Below are 17,152 nucleotides of genomic sequence, written 5' to 3' on the forward strand. Positions count from 1 at the left end.
AACATTTGAGAAGGAGAATTCAGAATGAGTGAGCTTATTACTAGCGCCTACGACGGGCCGAAGCTGACCGTATCCGAGATGATGGAGGACCCGACCTTCATCCCGCAGCGTGTCATTGATGGCCTGCAGGGCCAGTTCCTGGAAGACCTGTTCTTCCGCCAGGCAGAAGACAACAAGGGCGTTGTCGCGTTCCGTGAGGCCGCTGGCCTGTACCTGGCTGATGATGCTGAGGAGATCGCCGAGTTCGGCGAGATCCCGGTGTCCGCTCCGGAGCTGGGCGCGCTGAAGGCCGCGTACGGCATCAAGACCGGTGAGGCTATCCGTATCTCGTACGAGATGAAGAACGAGAACAAGGTTGACCAGGTAAACCGTCACATCCAGGCGCTTGAGAAGACCGTCATCCGTCACGGCATTAACGCTGTTTTCGGTGTTTTTGAGTCGGCGAAGGTTCCGGAGCTGCAGGCGTCCGCGCCGTGGACTGGTGGTGACCCGGCCAAGGACGCATTCGACGCGATTGAGCTTGTCCAGTCCGCGCACGAGGATGACAATGTTGACCGCCAGTTCGACTACGAGCCGAACACGATCCTGCTGCACCCGGCTTCCTACACGAAGCTGGTCCGCAATGAGAAGATGCAGAAGTACTACATCGGCAACGCTGCGCTGGATAACCCGATCTTCCTGGATCAGAATGGTGATTCCATCTTCGGTGGTCTGCGTGATACTGAGCTGTTTGGCACGCTGCGTGTGGCTACCTCGCGCCTGATTGAGCCGGGCACGGCATACATTTTCGAGGCACAGGGCGTTGGCTTTAAGTCTGACACTATGCCGCTGACCGCTACGCCTCTGTACTCCGAGGGTGGCCAGTCTGACCTGGGTGGCCCCACCATGTCGTGGCGCTCCGACCTGGTGCGCAAGCGCGCCATTGCGGTTGATAACCCGAAGGCCGTTGTGAAGCTGACCGGGATTGCCTAATGGCAAAGGTCACACTGGCAAAGTTTTGGAGCCCGGAGGACATTGTGTATCCACCAGGGACTGTTGTCGAGGTGGATGAGGCGACGGCGCAGTGGCTTGAGTCCTGTGGTGCAGTGGCTGATCCGTCGGAAGGGAAGCCGGCATCCAAGCCGGAGCCGAAGCCGACGGTAGTTCCGGCGGAGAAGCCAACGACGGGCGCTAAGCCAGTTGGCGACATGCCGCGCCCGGCGCGCGCCGCGTCGATCGACGAGTGGCGCAAGTACGCAGAGATGCAAGGCATCGTCACCAAGGGGCTGTCTAAGAAGGACATCATCGCAGCTACCCGCTAGAAGGAAGAGGGAGGTACAGCATGCTTGAGATTGACGCCGAGTATGTGGCCGACCGCCTACCTCGTGAACTGACCGAAGATGAGATGGAACGCCTTGGGGTGTTGATCGATGACGCGGTGGAGTTGATCGAGGTAGCGTTCCTGCGCGCCGGGCGAGACTTCCACGCGGAACTCGAGACAGTCCCGTGGTTGGAGTCGGCAGCCCGGCGCGTGGTGCTAGAGATGGTGTCCGCGGCCACGATGGTTGGCAGCAACGCCGGCATGCGATCGGTGTCATCCACCACGGGACCGCAGTCGGATTCGGTGACGTTCTCCGATGTTGAATCAGTCTCGTGGGGTGGGGTGAAGCTCACCGATGAGCTGCTGAAGTTGCTGGGTTTGTGGCAGCGTGGCGCGCGGGGGCGGTTCCCTCGTCCTCGTCGTTGGCCGGAGAGGTGGTCGCCGTGATACGTCCAGACCAAGCTGGGGAACCAATCACTATCAGAGGTGCGCTGGTAGGGCGGGATCGGCGAGGCCGGCCACAGTACGCGCCAGGGATACTCGTGGAGCATTGCATTGTGTCTCCCGCTGGCGACCAGGTCATCAAGGGGAACGACTTTGTACATGGCGACATGGAACGCCTGCAGATCATCGCCCCGGCAGGAACTCGCGTTGCCGATGGTGACGTCGTTGAGGTACGTGGTGAGGATTTCACGGTGCAGCAGCGTATGTCATTTGATTACAGCGTAGGCCGTCGCCCTGCAGTGTCCTGGCACCAGCCGAAGGTCGTTTTCATTGTGGAGCGTGGGGAGGTGAGTGGCGATGTCGCTTAACATGGACGCCATCTTTAAGCAGATGGCGCAGCAGCCTCATGTGCGTAAAGCCGTAAATGATCGTGCAGAGAAGCTGCGTGACTACATGGAGATGCGCTGGCCGAAGGTCAATAAGATTAGCGATAACCAGCGTGCACGGTTGGAGAAAGCCCCAGAGCATACGATTCTGGTGACCCCTGTGGAGTCACAGGCTGATGGTCGCCCCCTAGCGGTGGTGACCGTACGGCACCCCGGCGCTGTGATGAAGCAGGCGCAGACGGGGTTTGTGACGAGGGCGGTGCAGGATGTCTCCTAGCGCCAGCTTCACACCTGACCCAGTGGTCGTAACCTTCCGCCATGTTTCCCGCCTGTTCCCCGACGCGGATCAGGACATGTTGCACCAATACCAATTGCCTGATGGGTATAACTGCCACAAAGACGGCATTGCCGTTGTCGTGGCGGAAGATACTCGGCAAGCAGATGGAGCAGCGCATACCCGTGACCTAGTTCGGGTAAGCGTGTACGGTCCTGATCAACAGCAGGTACGTGCCCTGGGGCGGAATCTGTACACAGCACTCACCCAGGGCATTACGGGGATTGGCCTGGGGGTTAGTCGCCGTCAGTCGTCGTTTTTTGGGGTGGGACCTAGCTTCCAGCCCACGGGGTTTGTCTCCACTATGAGTGTGTCGGTCGGAATCGGCAGACTTTTCGCAAACCTCTAACAATCGAGTTTTCCAGCCGTCAGTAAAGCCACTGGCGGCTTTAATCATTTCTATTCCTTTTCGAGAGGGGAAAAACCTATGTCTCAGAACCGCGCAGTAGGGCTGAACGTGAAGGTGCTTGAGGACCGCGAGGTCCTCTTTTGCTTTGACGAGGATGCAGCCCATGTTGATATTGCCACTGGCACTTTCGTTGGCCCGTGGCACTCCGCTGGTGTGGAGCCTACCGACTCCACTCATGGCGAGACCCGTGAGGTGACCAGCAACAAGACCAACCTCACTGGTGGCCAGTCCGCAACCAGCTTTACTGCTGGTGCTGTTACCGGCACGGTCGACCTGATCCCTGGCACTGCTGTTCTGCGCCACATTGAGTGGCCGGATACTACGGAGAAGGACGGTGTGCTGTACCTGGCGCACACCAGTCAGGTTGCGAAGGCCATGGTCGCCCGCGTGTACAAGTACCAGTCCGGTGTTGTGGAGATCAAGGTCTCCCGTGAGCCTGCCCTGCTGTCCGTGCAGGAGCGCACCTATGGTACTGATCCGCAGCCGCGCTCCCTCGCCATCGACTACGAAAACGGCGATGACGAGCTGATGTTTGAGCAGCGTTTCTACAAGGTGGGAGAGGATGGTTCCGTGCGTGAGGTTAAGCCGAAGGTCTTTAAGACCATCGCTGATCTGCAGAAGCAGGTTGAGGCAGGTAAGGCATTCGTTCCGGATGGTTCCGCGTCTGGTCTGACCGGCTACGTGCCGGTGAAGGACACTGACGATGACGGTGTGACCCTGCACGAGATCAAGGATGATTCCGCAGCGGGGGAACAGTAACCCCGCCGGAGGAGAACGGTGACAATCCGGTCTCTGGCGGGGGGAACACTCCAGGTGTCGATACGCAGCCGGAGGCAGAGCCTCCGGCAACAGGCGTCTAGACAGTTTGGTACGTCGGTAAACACGCCTCGGGGGTGACGTCCCCGAGGGTGCGGGTAATGGTTGCTGAGGTTGGGGGTTCGATTCCCCCTGCCCGCGCTGGGCGAGCATGACTTTATTGGTTCGGGTCATGCTCCGCCCTCTCTTTTTTCGAACCACGAACCAATAACCAGGAGAACCATTATGGCCACTAAGAAGACCACGAGCGTTGCAAAGACCACTAACGCAGAAGTTGACGTTGTCGACGGCAGTGGTGAGAAGAAGGATCCGGTGTTCGCTGACGGCATTTACACCGAATATGGTGTGGAGCTGGGCAACGGTGCGGAAGTGGACATTGAAGTGATCGTTGATAAGCGGAAGCTCCCGGCATCTTACGGCCTGCTGCTGGCTGAGGGGAATGGGCCAGCGATTGTTATGGCTACTCTCACTACTCGCACTCGCCGATTTCTCGATTGGGCGGGCGCGACCCTGGCAGATATTGAGAATGTTCTGCCAGATGTCGTGCGCCGTAGCCAGGATTTCTCCGAGGATAGCTAGTGGCGTTACGGGCGATCCTCGCTGACTCGCCCGATGCGTGGGTAGTTTTTCAGTTCCGGGGCGAGGAGCTGCGCGCCCGATTCGACCCCATATGGATGGGTGCAGAGAACCTAGCCAAGGTTCTGGATAGCCCAGGGCTTATTCGTCGTATCTTTGACCAGGATTCGCAGATGCGGGTAGCTCTTGCTGACCCGTTTAGTCAGCGTATTGATGAGCTGTTTGAGGCCTATTTGGGGGCTGTTGGTTTGTCGATGCGTCGACTAGGGATCCTCGTACATGCTTTGGAGCATGTGGAGGATCTCGAGGTTGATCTACTGCGGGTTGGGTTGGATGTGCGCGAGTGGCTGGACCCTGCTGGGGAGTTGTCGTCTCGTCGTGTGGCGGTTCTTGTGGAGGATTTCTTGGATCGTCCGGAGTCGCGGCTGGGGGCTAGGCGGCTGGATATTACGCCGGCGGATAAGGCCGCGGTCGTGGTAGCGCAGTATGTGTCTGCGCGTGGTGATGGGGAGCCGCACCCGTTCCTATGGTCGCCTGAGGAGATCGCGCGTGAGGCGGAGAAGCAGCGTGAGCTGGTGGAGAAGTGGGCGCGCATTAAGGCTCGTAGTCAGCAAATGGAATAAATGTTGTGAGAGGTTGTCATGGCCGATTTAGGTTTTGTTTCAGTTCCTGTCATGCCCGTGTTCAAGGGCATGAGCAAGGCGTTCGCAGATCGCCTAGAGAAGCCTGCGAAGGAAGCTGGCAAGCGCGCTGGTAAGTCGATTACCGGCGAGCTGGATAGCGCTGTATCGAACCTTGAGCGGCAGGTTAAGGCTTCTGAGTCGAAGTTGGCTAAGTTTGCTAGGGATTCTGAGGCTGCGACGGCGAAGCAGGAGCAGAAGAAGCAAGACTTGAAGGCTGTGACCTTGGAGTTGCAGGCTGCGGAGGAGAAGTACCAGAAGGCTGTAGCTGACGGTAACTCCGGAACCGCTGAGCTAGCGAAGGTCGAAAAGGCCAAAGGTCGTGTGCTCAAAGCCACCACTGATCTAGCGACCGCTGAGGGCGACGCTAAGGCCGCTGCGCAGAAGTATGAAGATCAGCAGAAAGACCTGTCCGAGACCTCCGGCAAGCTGAAGAAGGCACAGGAAGACGCGGCCAAGGGGATCGATAAGACTACTGACGCTCTTGGCGATGGTGACGAGAAGGCTAAGAGCTTTAAGGAGTCCATCGGCAAGATTGCGGTTGGTGTTGGCGCTGCGATCGGCGCGCTAGGTGGCCTGGGGAAGGCCGCGTATGATCTGGGCGCGTCCTTTGATGATGCTTACGACACGATCCGTGTGGGTACTGGTGCGTCTGGTGCGGCTTTTGAGGGGCTACAGCAGTCTCTGCGTAATGTTGCGCAGAATTCGATTGGTGTTGGTGGGGATATTGCCGAGATCGGCTCCACTCTCGCTGACCTGAATACGCGCTTGGGCGTGACCGGCGAGCCTCTGGAAAAGCTGACTACCCAGTTCCAGCAGTTGCAGGGCATGGGTATCGACGCTGACATTAACAAGGTCACGGGCGCGCTGCAGCAGTTCGGTATCGAGGGTGAGGCTGCGCCTGCTGCGATGGATGATTTGTTCCGTATTTCGCAGGCGACTGGCCGGTCTATCACTGAGATCACGGACAACCTCAGTAAGTCTGGCCCAGCGTTGCAGCAGTTCGGTTTCGGTCTGAATGAGTCCGCCGGTCTGCTGGGCGCTTTGGATAAGGCTGGTTTGGACTCCGAGAAGACGCTGGGGTCGATGACTAGGGCACTGTCCACTTTCGCTAAGGAGGGCAAGGATCCTCAGGAGGCGCTGTGGGGCACTATCCAGCAGATTGATGACCTAACCAGGGCTGGTAAGGATGCTGAGGCTATTGACCTAGCTAATAGCATTTTCGGCGCGCGTGGTGGCGCTGGGTTTGTGGCTGCGGTGCAGTCCGGCAAGTTTGAGTATGACGATTTCATGGACTCGATTGGCGCGTCTGGTGACACTATTGGTGGTGTGGCTGAGGAGACGGCGGATTTCGCTGAGAAGTGGGATCAGTTCAAGCTGAAGGCGATGCTGGCTATTGAGCCGGTGGCGACTGCCGTGTTCAATCTGATGGTTCCGGCGCTGGAGTTCGCCTCTAATGCTATGGCTGGCCTGTCCTCGTGGGTGGTCGACAAGCTCGTCCCTGCGCTTAAGGATTTCGGCGAGTGGGTGCAGAAGAACGAGGCGTGGATTAAGCCGCTGGCTGCCGTGGTCGGCACTCTGGCTGCTGCGTATGGTCTGCTGGCTATTCAGGCGAAGATTGCGGCTGTTGCGCAGGCTGTCATGGCTGCTGGTGGTCTGCTGAAGTGGTTTACTAGTTTGACCGCTGTCACTAAGGCTCAGACTGCGGCGCAGGCTGCATTGAACTTGGTGATGGATGCCAATCCGATTTTCTTGATTGTGACGGCTATTGCTGCGGTAGTGGCTGGGTTGGCGGTCTTTTTCACTAAGACTGAAAAGGGGCGCGAGATTTGGCAATCTCTGATGGATGCTTTTTCCACTGCGTGGCAGTGGCTGAAAGATACTTTCGCGCCGGTTTTTGATTGGATTGGTGAAAAGGCTTCTCTGGCGTGGCAGCTTATTCAGATTGGCTGGGATAATCTGACTAACGCTATTTCTAATGCGTGGACATCTTATATTCAGCCTGTTTTCCAGGCTTTTTCTGATGCTGCTACGTGGTTGTGGGAGACTATTCTGCAACCCGTCTTTGGTTTTATTTCCGATGCGTTTACGGCTACTGCGGGGAATATTTTCTCGCAGTGGGAGACTGTCATCAAGGTTGCGTGGGATGCCCTATCTGCTGCGGCTACGTGGTTGTGGGAGAATGTCCTGCAGCCGACGTTTAAGCTGATCGGAGAAGCTTTCCAGGCTATGGGCGCTGGGATCGCCTGGACGTGGGAGAACGTCATCAAGCCCGTTTGGGATGCACTGTCTGTCGCGGCTACGTGGCTGTGGGAGAATGCACTGAAGCCGGTATTTAATTGGATTGCTGATCAATTTGGACAAACCGGCGGGCGTATTTCGATTATTTACAATTCGATTATTCGCCCGGTGTTTGAGGCTTTCGGTAATTTCGTTAAGTGGGTTTGGGATAAACTCATTTCCCCCACTTTTGGAAACATCAAGCGCGGCATTTCTCTTGTTGGCGACGCTTTCAAATTTGCTTGGGAGCGCGTCATCAAGCCCGCGTGGGATAACCTGGGTAAAGGCATCCAGTGGGTAGCGGATAACGTGGTCAAAAAGGCTTTCAAGGGTCTACAGAATGCGCTAGACACTTTGAAAGGCTGGTTTGACAAAACAGTCGATGCCATTGGTAAAACCTGGAATAGAATCAAGGAATTAACCAAAAAGCCGATTGAGTTTGTGGTCAATACCGTTTACAACAATGGTATCCGCAAAGCCTGGAACTCCATCGGCAAGCTAGTTTCCCTACCCGAGTTGCCGGAGCACAAGTTCGCCCGTGGCGGTATCCTTCCTGGCTACACCCCTGGCCGCGACCCATACACCTTTATCGAGCCTCGGACGGGCATGACTATTGGATTGTCTGGTGGCGAGGCGGTTATCCGACCGGAGGCAACCCGCGTCCTCGGTGAGGATTGGGTGGACGGCGTGAACGCTGCTGCCCGCATGGGTGGCGCGCAGGGCGTGAAGAAGTACCTCGGCGGGTTCGCTAACGGCGGCATCATTGACTCCATCGTGGGGATCGTGCGAAACAAGTTCCCGATGATGACCATTACGTCAACGTTCAGGCCTGGAGACCCTGGCCACCACGGCTCGGGTAAGGCGGTCGACTTTTCCAATGGCCATGACTCAACCCCGCAGATGCGCGCTGCCGCTGGCTATTTCGCCGCTAACTACGGACGTGACCTTCTCGAGTTGATCCACTCCCCGTTTAACGCCAACGTGAAGAACGGGCGCAACGTCGGCGATGGCTTCGGCCTGTATGGTGCTGCCACGATGAATGGCCACCGTAACCACGTGCACGTGGCTGCGCCTGCGCCATTGTCTGGCGGTGGGCGCGGTGGCCTGCTCGGTATGGCTGCTGACGCTTTCTCAGGAGCTGTCGATTGGGTTGGCGATAAGGTCAAGAAAATTTGGGATCGAGTTCTTAAGCCGATTAAGGAAAAGATCCCCAAGTTCCCCGGTATTATCGGTCAATTCCCGCTCAAGGGTTTTGAGAAGCTGGTTAACACTGCGTGGGATTTCGTGAAATCGAAGCTGCCTTTCGCATCTGACGCTTCTGGTGCTTACCACGGGAAGGTGGGCGCTGGCGTTGAGCAGTGGCGTGGCCTGGTTGTGAAGATTCTGAAGGCTAAGGGGCATTCTCCGGATTTGGCGGATACTGTCCTGCGTCGAATGAATCAGGAATCTAGCGGTAATCCGCGCAGTATCAATAATTGGGATTCCAATGCTGCGAAGGGCACCCCGTCTAAGGGTTTGATGCAGGTTATTGATCCCACTTTCCAGGCGTATAAGGATCCTGGTTACGATGATATTTGGGATCCTGAGGCGAACATTCGTGCGTCGATGAACTATGCGGTTCGTCGCTATGGGTCGTTGCCTGCTGCGTATAACCGTAAGGGTGGCTATGCCTCTGGCGGTATCGTCGATCTGGCTAACTTGATGAGCGCGAAGCTGTATGACCGTGGTGGCTGGATGAAGCACGGCGATGTGGCCGTCAACAAGTCCGGTAAACCTGAACCTGTTTTCGCTAACCACCAGTGGGGTGTTCTGGCTCGCGGTTTCGTGGAGCTAGGCAAGCTCGTGCCCGCTATCAAGGATTGGGCGATGGTGCAGGCCAAGCAGGTCGACGCTTTCGAGAAGCACATGGCTAAGGTCGCCGATCCCGCTACCCGTGAGGGTATTATCGCCAGGTCTTTGGCGGGGCATTTCGGGGAGATCGTCGGCATGCTCGGAGGCGAGTCTATCCCGAAGATCACGGAGAAGTTGCTGTCCTCCGAGAAGCGGCTGCTTGATGCGCGTGAGGCGCAGGCCTCCCGTGTGGCGAGCATCGCTGATAAGGAGAAGGCGCTGGCCGAGGCGCGTAAGGCGCTCGGCAGCGTGAAGTCCGATAAGGGCGAAGCGGCAACCGCGGCCAAGGATGCTAAGAAGGAATCCGCCGAGAAGATCAAGGAGGCTGAGAAGGCGCTGGCTGATGCCCGCAAGGGTGGCAAGCCGGACAAGATCGCTAAGGCTGAGAAGAATCTAGCGAAGATCCGCAAGGAGAGCCAGAAGAAGCAGTCTGAGGCGGAGAAGAAGCGCGCCGAGGATGTGAAGAAGTCTACGGAGGATGTGGCGAAGGCTGAGGCTGAGCTGGCTAAGGCGCGCGCCGAATCTATCCAGGCTCTAGATATTCCTCTGCATGATCTGCTTCCTGGCCTGGATGACGCTTTCCGTAGCGCCGCGAAGCTCGCTTCCGATAATGGCCTGGGTGGTGTTGCGCACCAGCTGGCGGGCATGGCTGCGCTGACTGGCCCCGCTGGTATTTCCGCTGGCATGGCTATTGAGTACCTTAAAACCGGCATCGACCTGGTCACGTTCTTTGTGGACATGATCAAGGATCTGGTGGAGCGGATCTATAAGGTGCAGTTGGCTTCTAGGCAGGCTGTCGCTGATTCGTGGGAGGCTATCGCCGCCTACTCGAAGCTTGTGGTGGAGTTGCAGCATAATGCTGCGAAGCTGCAGCAGGAGTTGGTGCGTAGTGCGAACGCTCAGCGTGACGCGGAGTTTAAACTGCGTGTTGCCCAGCAGGATCGACTAATCGCCGCTGTGGAGGGTGAGCTTGCTGTGGCTCGTGCTCGTATGGAGCTGGATGAGGAGATCCGCAAGGGCGCTGTCGAGGCGCAGCTGAAGCTGATGGGGTTGCATGAGGATTGGGATACGTACCTGTCCTGGGCAGCTTTGGAGGCTAAGGGCGTGCTCGAACAGTGGTCTGATACTGCGATTTCTGCCCTGTTCCGTTATGAGCAGGCGCGTGCGCAGGCTCTCCGTGGCGAGTTGCAGGCGCGCGTGGAGCAGATCCAGGCTGAGGCCGCGCTGGCTAAGGCTACTCGTGAGAACGCTCGGAACCAGCAGGATTTGTTGGTTGCGCAGGAGCGGTTGATCCGCATGTCCGCGAAGGTGGCCGGCGTTGATCTGGTGGAGGCGCAGGGCGGCGCGCAGGCATCGAAGCTGCTGGTGGAACTGTTCGAGGCTGATAAGGCGCTGAAGGATAATGTTCTGGGGCGCTGGGGCTATGGCCTTAACGCGAAGGGCAGTTTCGCTAACGAGTATCGCGGCCAGCTCGCACGTCGTGAGACGTTGCAGAAGGCTTTGGATGCTGTCCTGGCTGAGTCCGGTATCAAGCTGGATGATGTGGACATGCAGAAGCTGTTTTCCCAGATGGGTGCGGTTGCGTGGCGTGATGGCGACCCGATGGACGTTATCCGCTCGCAGCTGCCCCGCCTGGTGGAGGCGGAGACCGCGCTTAAGGTCAACGAGTCGCTGAAGCCGATCTACGAGGCCAAGGATTCGATCCGTGACCAGGCTCGTGAGGTTGAGGATTTCCGATCCGAGATCGACCTATACGAGAAGGTCACCCCGCTTGAAGAGACCATCAAGGGTCTCGAATATGCGGTGAAATCGCTTGATCACTCTGCGGATGCTTTCGCTAAGGGCAATGAGAAGATCCGTGGTGATTACCTGCGTGCGGCGAAGGCAAATGCTGATGCTGCGGGCAAGTTTGGTGTGGATTGGAAGCTCGATCCGAAGTATTCGGGCGTGCGTGAGCAGGTTAAGGCTGAGTACACGATCCATATGAGTGGTGAGAATGTGTACACGGCTGATGAGGTCGATGAGTTGCTGAAGCGCGTGACCAGCGGTTCGAATGTTCGTGTTCGTACGGTTGTGTCCGCGTCTGATGTGGCTGTCCGTCGGAAGGAGTTGATCTAGCGTGCTGGATGTTTATCTGAGGACGAGTCTGGGGGATCGGTTTAGGTTGACCGGCACCCCGGCGACCTCGCCGGTTCTATCCCCATATGCTGCGCTAGAGACACTCAAAGCTAACGTTTCGCGCTCTGATCTGGCGGTTCCTGGTGGTGCTGGTGTGCTGCCCGGGAGGAGCCGGTTTGGGGCGATCCAGACCGAGCTGGAATTTTATTTGCAGGCGGAGACTGGTGACGAGCTGGCGGAGGTGTATGCGCGCCTTCGTCGTGGTTGGTCGCGGGCGACGTGGGATAACCCCTGCATGATTGAGATTGAGGGCGACCACCCGCTGAACACTCTGGTGTTTGATTTGGTGGTGGATGGCGCACTGCCTGGCGTGCCGGTGGATATGTCCCGGCGCACTCAGGAGACGTTGAAGGTTCCGGTGGTGTGTCGTGATGGGATGGCGCGTACTGATGTGCAGACCGGGCGGGGAAGCGTCACTGTGACGAATGCCGGGGATACCCTCATATACCCCCGGATTGTTTATGAGGGCAATGGCGGGCGGGTTACTTGCCCGTCTGGTGCTGTTTTCACGCTTCCTAGCGTGGAGGAGCGCACGACGGTTGATCTTAAGCCGTTGAAGCTGCGTTTGGATGGTGCGGTTTCGGAGGGTGTGCCACCTGGCAAGTCTGGAACGTGGGTGTTGCCTGCTGGTGCTCGTTTGGAGTGGTGGTTGATGGTGGCCGACCCATGGGCATAGAACAACAAGATAGGGGAGGATATGCATGACCGATTGGGATAAATGGCGCAAAACCGTGGACTACGTAGTGGCGACGCAGGGGCGCTGGTACGGGATTGGAGACGCTGACGGCAACCCGCTGTTCACGCTCCCTGCCCCTATCGACTCTCAGACCCCTGATCAGTGGATGGAGTCGGCAGACCTGGCGTTGTCGTTCCCTGCGCGTGATGAGGCTGGTGCGGTTACGCGGGTCGCCGAGCTGCTGGTAACTGATTCGATCCGCGACTTTGACCCGTCCGGTCGCCTGCCCGTGGCCGAGGGGGATTACATGCTGTTGGCTGCGTTCCCTGGCGATGGTGGTGTGGTGCGTCGTGGTGGGACTATCACGCATTGCACGGCGGATGATCCTGATAGTGACGGTGTCCCGTCGACGGTGACGGTTCATGCTCTTAGCTGTATGGATGTGTGGCATACGATCCCGGCTGCGTCGTGGCCGTCCGCGTGGTGGACAGCACGACCCTACGAGGCCAAGACCGATCTGTCAGGTATCCCGTTCAAGACTCCTCGTAAATGGGCGAAGATTGAGTTGTCTACTAAGACGTATTTTACGTGGAAGAACGGCCAGGCTGGGTTCGTGATTAGGCGACTTGCGCAGGAGTCGCTAGACGCGGCGATGATGTCACAGTCCGATCCTGACGGCACCCGCTGGGTCGACGACCCCTATCAAGTGGTGGAAGTCCCGGAGGTTGATAATTCGCCGGTGATCTCGCTGGAGGCGCGGGATGGATTCCTGTGGGAGACGGTGGCGGCGCAGGCGAAGAACGCCGGCGTGATCCTGGGTGCTCGTGTGTGGTGGCCGGGTGATCCTCCGGTGCGGTGCTGGAATCAGGCGAAATCGACGATGAAGCCGGATGAGGTGGATATTTCTCCGTCGCAGGGTAAGTCGAAACGCACCCTCTCGTATAGGTCTTTTCCTCATGCGATGGTTGTGCTGACCGTGAAGGAGGTCGCTAATGCGTAGGCCGTATTTGATTGCGGAGTCCCCGCAGGTGACTGTGCTGCGGTCGCTGGCCTCGACGGCTTTCGGCAAGGTGAGCATCACTCTGCCTGAGGGTGCGGAGATGGATGGTATTTTCACCCCGTCTGCGCCGGGTAACGAGTTGGGCTATGTCGCAGCGCTGAATAGCGAGAAGCGCGTTGGGGGCATGTTTCGGCGTTTTGTGCGCGCCGATGTGGACATCACAGCTAAGGGCGCGCCCGCCCCTGCGTCTGATGTGGAGCAGGTTCTAGACGAGGCCGCTAAGCGCACATCAGGCGAATTCTTCCTGGAATCCGATATTACCCTTGCTGGTCTGGGCGACTGGGTTCCCCTGCAGGATTTTCATGTTGGCGATCTGGTCGACGTGGAGATTTGGGGGATGGTTGTGCCTATGCGTGTGACGCGGATTGAGCCGATTGTGTCTGATCATTCGGTTGTGGATTGGCGTGTGCATGTGGGTGGTCAGTTGGTGTCTGATGAGGATGCGCTACTCGCTGCTAATGCGACGATTCATCGGGTGTTGGTTGAGGATCGGCGTGATTTGGCGGGGTTGTCGGAGCGTGTGGTGGCGGCGCAGTCTGCTGCTGATGCTGCTGGTGAGTCTGCTCGTGTGGCTGATGGTAAGGCTGTAGCTGCTGATTCAAAGGCCAAGGCTGCTGGTGATGCTGCGAAAGAGGCTGACGATAAGGCAGTTGCTGCGCAGGCGACGGCTGATGACGCTGACGGCAAGGCTAAGAAGCTGGCGGAAGCCTTGTCTGGTGGTGGGGCGACGATCCCTACTGTGATGGCTGACCTGCAGCGCCTGAATAAGCAACTGCAAGAGAATGACGAAGGCGGCGCTGCTGACCAGGGACTAATCCCGGCGTATATTGCGGCGAACACTAAGCGCTGGGAGCTGCAGGAGAAAGTCGACAAGCAGCAGGACGAGCTGGCCGAGGCTAACCGGCTGGCTACGGAGGCTAATGCGGCTGCGATTAAGGCGCAGGAAGACCTCGCTTTAGCTAAGGTGCGTGAGGATCGTGTGCGCCCGAAGCTCGCCATCGCTACGCGTGGTGCCTGGATGAAAGGTGCCTATATCACGCCTGACAAGAGGTTCAAGATTGAAACTGATGATCTGCAGCGTGGTGTGACGATTACGGCGCTTGGTGATTGGGAGGGTGCGGTGGTGGTGTTTTACGGCAACGGCAAGGCTCTGGGCGCTGATGGCGGAACGGAGATGAAGTTCCAGCTGGTCGCGGCTACGGAGGGGCGGTCGTGGTCGTATTTACCCTCCGCCCTGGTGGGTGTTGATCGTGTGACGTTGATGACTATGCCGAATGAGTACATTCTGGGGAGCTAAGGGAGCTTGAAAATGACCCGTGTTCAGGGTGATCTGAAAATTATTACCGGTACGGCTGAGGCTTTTACGGAGGTGTGGGTGCGCTCGAAGACGGCGCGCCCAGTATCTGGCGGCTGGCTGATGACCACAAACGACCGTAAACCCGTGTTCGACGGCAAGGTCGATCTAGAGCTGCTGCCTGGTGCGTGCGTGCTGGTGGCCGTGTCTAGTGGCCTGCCGGGCGAGTCGGTGGAGCTGATCGTCCCGGAATCGGGCACGGCCAGCTTGGAGGCGTGTATTCGCGCAGCGGAGTCTGCGGGCGATCTGGAGCGTGACGCGCTGGATGAGCTGCGTCGGGATTTCGGCGCGTGGCTAGATGAGGCGCGGGCGTCTGTGTCGGCTGCGGGTGATTCCGCGAAGGCCGCTAAGACGGAGGCTGGTAAGGCCGCTACGTCCGCGACGAATGCCGGTAAGTCTGCTACGGCTGCTGCCGGGTCGGCAAGCGCGGCTAAGACCGCTGCCGATAACGCTAGCAAGTCCGCTACCGCCGCTGATGGTTCTGCGAAGGCGGCTGATAAGTCGCGTTCCGATGCCTCTAGTTTCGCTAATTCCGCTAAAACGGCTAGTGAGCAGGCCACGGCGAGCGCGCAGGCCACGCAGGATAACGCTGAAACCGCGGCGAACTCCGCTAGTGCCGCGAAGGCTGATGCTAAAAGCGCCCGGGATTCCGCCACATCTGCGAAGAAGGAGGCTGACCGCGCGAAGTCCAGCGCCGATAGTGCTGGTTCGTCTGCTAGTGGCGCGAAGGGCAGTGCTGACGCGGCTAAGGGGGCTGCCGACGCTGCGGGTAAGTCCGCGACCGCGGCAGCTGGTAGTGCGAGTGCGGCGAAGGCTGATGCTGGTAAGGCGGCTACGTCCGTGACGGAGGCGGGCAACTCCGCGAAGGCCGCTAAGGCTGACGCTGACCGGGCGGCTACTATCGCGTCCTCTACGTCGTGGAACGGCGACCGGCTGACAGTGAACGGCAAAACTAGCCCTAGCCTGACTGGTCCGCGTGGTGAGAAGGGCGCACCCGGCGACGCAGCCAGAGCAACCACTACCGAATACGGCTCCATTAAGCTGTCCGGCGATCTGGGTGGCACGTCTGACGAACCGCGTGTGGTGTCCCCGCTGTCTGGGTCGATTATCCCGTTTGAGGGGGACAGGCAATCATGGGCGGCTGTGTCCGGGATTGAGAAGGTGGTGGACGGTAACGTCCCGCCGGGTACCTACTACACGCTGACGAAAAACACTGTTTTTGACGAGCGCGCATTCCGCGTCACGCCCGGCGTGCCCTACTATTTCGCGGTGTGGATTAAGTCGGATAAGCCGGGGCAGAAAACCTATCTTGAGGTGCGGAAACATGGCGATCTGGGCACGCAGTCTTTGAGTGTGGAGTCCGGCACTATTGGCGTGAGCGACGCTAGTTATTTCATTGGTGATGCGGAGGTGCCGACGGAGTGGACACTGTGGGAAACGGTGATCCGTTTTAGGCCGTCGGCATCGAAGTTGGTGATTGGCCGGTGGTATCCGAACCACTCTCGCGGTAGTGAGCGTAACGCGCAGCTGATGGTGGGCGACATTATGCTGACCCCACTGTCCCCTGATTTGGAGGCCCGCGCGGGCCTCTCGAAGATGGATAGGTTGTGGCAGAACGCGGTAGGTACCGAGGCAAACAAGATTACCCGCCGGGGGTCGGAAAACCAGCTGGTGAAGACAGGTACGGACGGGTCGATTTGGATTCAGACCGTAGCTGTGACAGACCAGCATCACGCAGCTAATAAAGCGTATGTGGACGGGGCTGTACGGGATAAGGCCGACGCTACACACAAGCACACTCTGGCGGACATCACGAACGCGCCTAATAGTCACACGAGCGCAGCAACGGCTAACACTTTGGTGTCCCGCGATAGTTCCGGGCGTACACAGGTTGCCGCCCCCACGAGTACCAGACACGCGGCGACGAAGGGGTATGTGGATTCCATGAGTGGCTCTCTGACAAAGATGATGGATACGTACTTAACCAAGGGTGATTTTGAGCTACGTGTAGCATCGTCCGCCCCATCGTCCGGCACGGCGTCCAACGTGATCACATTCGTGAAGGAGTAGCGCCATGCCTATCAGTATTGGAAACAGCGGGGTTAAAGAAATCTATGTAGGCGGTGCGCCTGTGTCCGCCGTGTATGCGGGCACGTCGCTAGTGTGGCAGCGTCGTAAGAAAACCGACGTGCTGAAGGGCTATTTCGACTACCTAGGCTTCACTACCTGGGAGGGCGCGACTAGCGTCACGGCACCGGAACTGGGGGTTAGCTGGACAGCCGCGGCGATGGTTCCCACAGGCAAAACAGTCACTATCGGCGGGGTTACCCTAAGCAACACAAGCGGCACTGTGCGGGCGGCGATCAAGTCCAACCGTGCGACAATGACACTACAAAAGTCCGGCGTAACCTCACCTACCCCCGTAGTGATGGTGTGCGCAAGCAAAGACTGGTACGGCTACCGTGCGCGAATGTGGGTAGACGGCGTGGACGTAGCATCGGACACGAACGGCGGCGCACTGAAGGGTAGCGAGTCCGCACAGGGCGGCCCCGTAAGCGCTGCCCCGGAATGGGCAGCCTTTAAGGTAGGCGAGGAGGCCGGGGATGTGCACGGTGGTGGGGACTTTGAGCGCATCAAGCAGGCGATTGCCTATGGCGCGCTTGAGGCTGTGTTCTATCGAAGTAACGCAAAGAATCTTCCCGCTATGGACGGGTTTAGGTGGGTGACTGCGCACCGAGCGCGCGGCGGCAGCGCCGCCAACCCTAGGGG

General features: G+C 58.4%; 14 protein-coding genes. All 14 read left to right on the forward strand.

Annotated elements, in window-relative coordinates:
- Nucleotides 1–24 precede the first annotated feature (24 nt).
- The gene (locus MHX52_RS09460) at nucleotides 25–972 is read left to right on the forward strand and encodes a hypothetical protein (protein WP_239317939.1); all 948 of its coding nucleotides are present in this window, start codon (nucleotides 25–27) and stop codon (nucleotides 970–972) included.
- Nucleotides 972–1,301, forward strand: a complete 330-nt coding sequence (locus tag MHX52_RS09465) for a hypothetical protein (protein ID WP_239317941.1) — start codon at nucleotides 972–974, stop codon at nucleotides 1,299–1,301. Before MHX52_RS09460 ends, MHX52_RS09465 begins: the two co-directional genes overlap by 1 nt.
- A gap of 20 nt (nucleotides 1,302–1,321) precedes the next feature.
- Nucleotides 1,322–1,747 carry a Gp19/Gp15/Gp42 family protein gene (locus MHX52_RS09470; protein ID WP_239317944.1) on the forward strand — a complete coding sequence of 142 codons (426 nt, stop codon included), beginning with the start codon at nucleotides 1,322–1,324 and terminating at the stop codon, nucleotides 1,745–1,747.
- 95 nt (nucleotides 1,748–1,842) lie between these two features.
- A complete protein-coding gene (locus MHX52_RS09475) occupies nucleotides 1,843–2,112 on the forward strand; it encodes a hypothetical protein (RefSeq protein ID WP_005293470.1) in 270 nt (89 codons plus the stop codon).
- The gene (locus MHX52_RS09480) at nucleotides 2,102–2,407 is read left to right on the forward strand and encodes a hypothetical protein (RefSeq protein WP_239317947.1); all 306 of its coding nucleotides are present in this window, start codon (nucleotides 2,102–2,104) and stop codon (nucleotides 2,405–2,407) included. The genes MHX52_RS09475 and MHX52_RS09480 overlap by 11 nt, the downstream gene beginning before the upstream one ends.
- Before the next feature lie 484 nt (nucleotides 2,408–2,891).
- Nucleotides 2,892–3,632: a hypothetical protein gene (locus MHX52_RS09485; RefSeq protein ID WP_239317949.1), complete on the forward strand. Its 741-nt coding sequence runs from the start codon at nucleotides 2,892–2,894 to the stop codon at nucleotides 3,630–3,632.
- Nucleotides 3,633–3,914: 282 nt separating this feature from the next.
- Complete coding sequence (locus MHX52_RS09490; protein WP_239317950.1) at nucleotides 3,915–4,268, forward strand: hypothetical protein; 354 nt, start codon at nucleotides 3,915–3,917, stop codon at nucleotides 4,266–4,268.
- Nucleotides 4,268–4,888 carry a hypothetical protein gene (locus MHX52_RS09495; protein WP_239317952.1) on the forward strand — a complete coding sequence of 207 codons (621 nt, stop codon included), beginning with the start codon at nucleotides 4,268–4,270 and terminating at the stop codon, nucleotides 4,886–4,888. Before MHX52_RS09490 ends, MHX52_RS09495 begins: the two co-directional genes overlap by 1 nt.
- A gap of 51 nt (nucleotides 4,889–4,939) precedes the next feature.
- Nucleotides 4,940–11,233, forward strand: a complete 6,294-nt coding sequence (locus MHX52_RS10400; RefSeq protein ID WP_304504287.1) for a phage tail tape measure protein — start codon at nucleotides 4,940–4,942, stop codon at nucleotides 11,231–11,233.
- Between the two features lie 154 nt (nucleotides 11,234–11,387).
- Nucleotides 11,388–11,969 (forward strand): hypothetical protein, encoded by a 582-nt coding sequence (locus MHX52_RS09505; RefSeq protein ID WP_239317954.1) that lies wholly within the window; start codon nucleotides 11,388–11,390, stop codon nucleotides 11,967–11,969.
- A gap of 25 nt (nucleotides 11,970–11,994) precedes the next feature.
- Complete coding sequence (locus tag MHX52_RS09510) at nucleotides 11,995–12,969, forward strand: hypothetical protein (protein WP_239317956.1); 975 nt, start codon at nucleotides 11,995–11,997, stop codon at nucleotides 12,967–12,969.
- On the forward strand, nucleotides 12,962–14,326 hold the full coding sequence (locus MHX52_RS09515; RefSeq protein WP_239317957.1) for a hypothetical protein: 1,365 nt from the start codon (nucleotides 12,962–12,964) through the stop codon (nucleotides 14,324–14,326). The genes MHX52_RS09510 and MHX52_RS09515 overlap by 8 nt, the downstream gene beginning before the upstream one ends.
- A 12-nt stretch (nucleotides 14,327–14,338) precedes the next feature.
- The gene (locus MHX52_RS09520) at nucleotides 14,339–16,453 is read left to right on the forward strand and encodes a hypothetical protein (RefSeq protein WP_239317959.1); all 2,115 of its coding nucleotides are present in this window, start codon (nucleotides 14,339–14,341) and stop codon (nucleotides 16,451–16,453) included.
- Between the two features lie 4 nt (nucleotides 16,454–16,457).
- A partial coding sequence (locus MHX52_RS09525; protein ID WP_239317961.1) for a hypothetical protein occupies nucleotides 16,458–17,152 on the forward strand: 695 nt, incomplete at its 3' end.

Origin of the sequence: Corynebacterium sp. ACRQJ, assembly GCF_022346045.1 — a bacterium.
GTDB lineage: Bacteria > Actinomycetota > Actinomycetes > Mycobacteriales > Mycobacteriaceae > Corynebacterium > Corynebacterium evansiae.

Excerpts from the sequence above, each read along its gene's own strand:
- MHX52_RS09460 (WP_239317939.1), top strand. The coding sequence starts at position 25 with ATGAGTGAGCTTATTACTAGCGCCTACGACGGGCCGAAGCTGACCGTA.
- MHX52_RS09465 (WP_239317941.1), top strand. The coding sequence starts at position 972 with ATGGCAAAGGTCACACTGGCAAAGTTTTGGAGCCCGGAGGACATTGTG.
- MHX52_RS09470 (WP_239317944.1), top strand. The coding sequence starts at position 1,322 with ATGCTTGAGATTGACGCCGAGTATGTGGCCGACCGCCTACCTCGTGAA.
- MHX52_RS09480 (WP_239317947.1), top strand. The coding sequence starts at position 2,102 with ATGTCGCTTAACATGGACGCCATCTTTAAGCAGATGGCGCAGCAGCCT.
- MHX52_RS09485 (WP_239317949.1), top strand. The coding sequence starts at position 2,892 with ATGTCTCAGAACCGCGCAGTAGGGCTGAACGTGAAGGTGCTTGAGGAC.
- MHX52_RS09490 (WP_239317950.1), top strand. The coding sequence starts at position 3,915 with ATGGCCACTAAGAAGACCACGAGCGTTGCAAAGACCACTAACGCAGAA.
- MHX52_RS10400 (WP_304504287.1), top strand. The coding sequence starts at position 4,940 with ATGCCCGTGTTCAAGGGCATGAGCAAGGCGTTCGCAGATCGCCTAGAG.
- MHX52_RS09510 (WP_239317956.1), top strand. The coding sequence starts at position 11,995 with ATGACCGATTGGGATAAATGGCGCAAAACCGTGGACTACGTAGTGGCG.
- MHX52_RS09515 (WP_239317957.1), top strand. The coding sequence starts at position 12,962 with ATGCGTAGGCCGTATTTGATTGCGGAGTCCCCGCAGGTGACTGTGCTG.
- MHX52_RS09520 (WP_239317959.1), top strand. The coding sequence starts at position 14,339 with ATGACCCGTGTTCAGGGTGATCTGAAAATTATTACCGGTACGGCTGAG.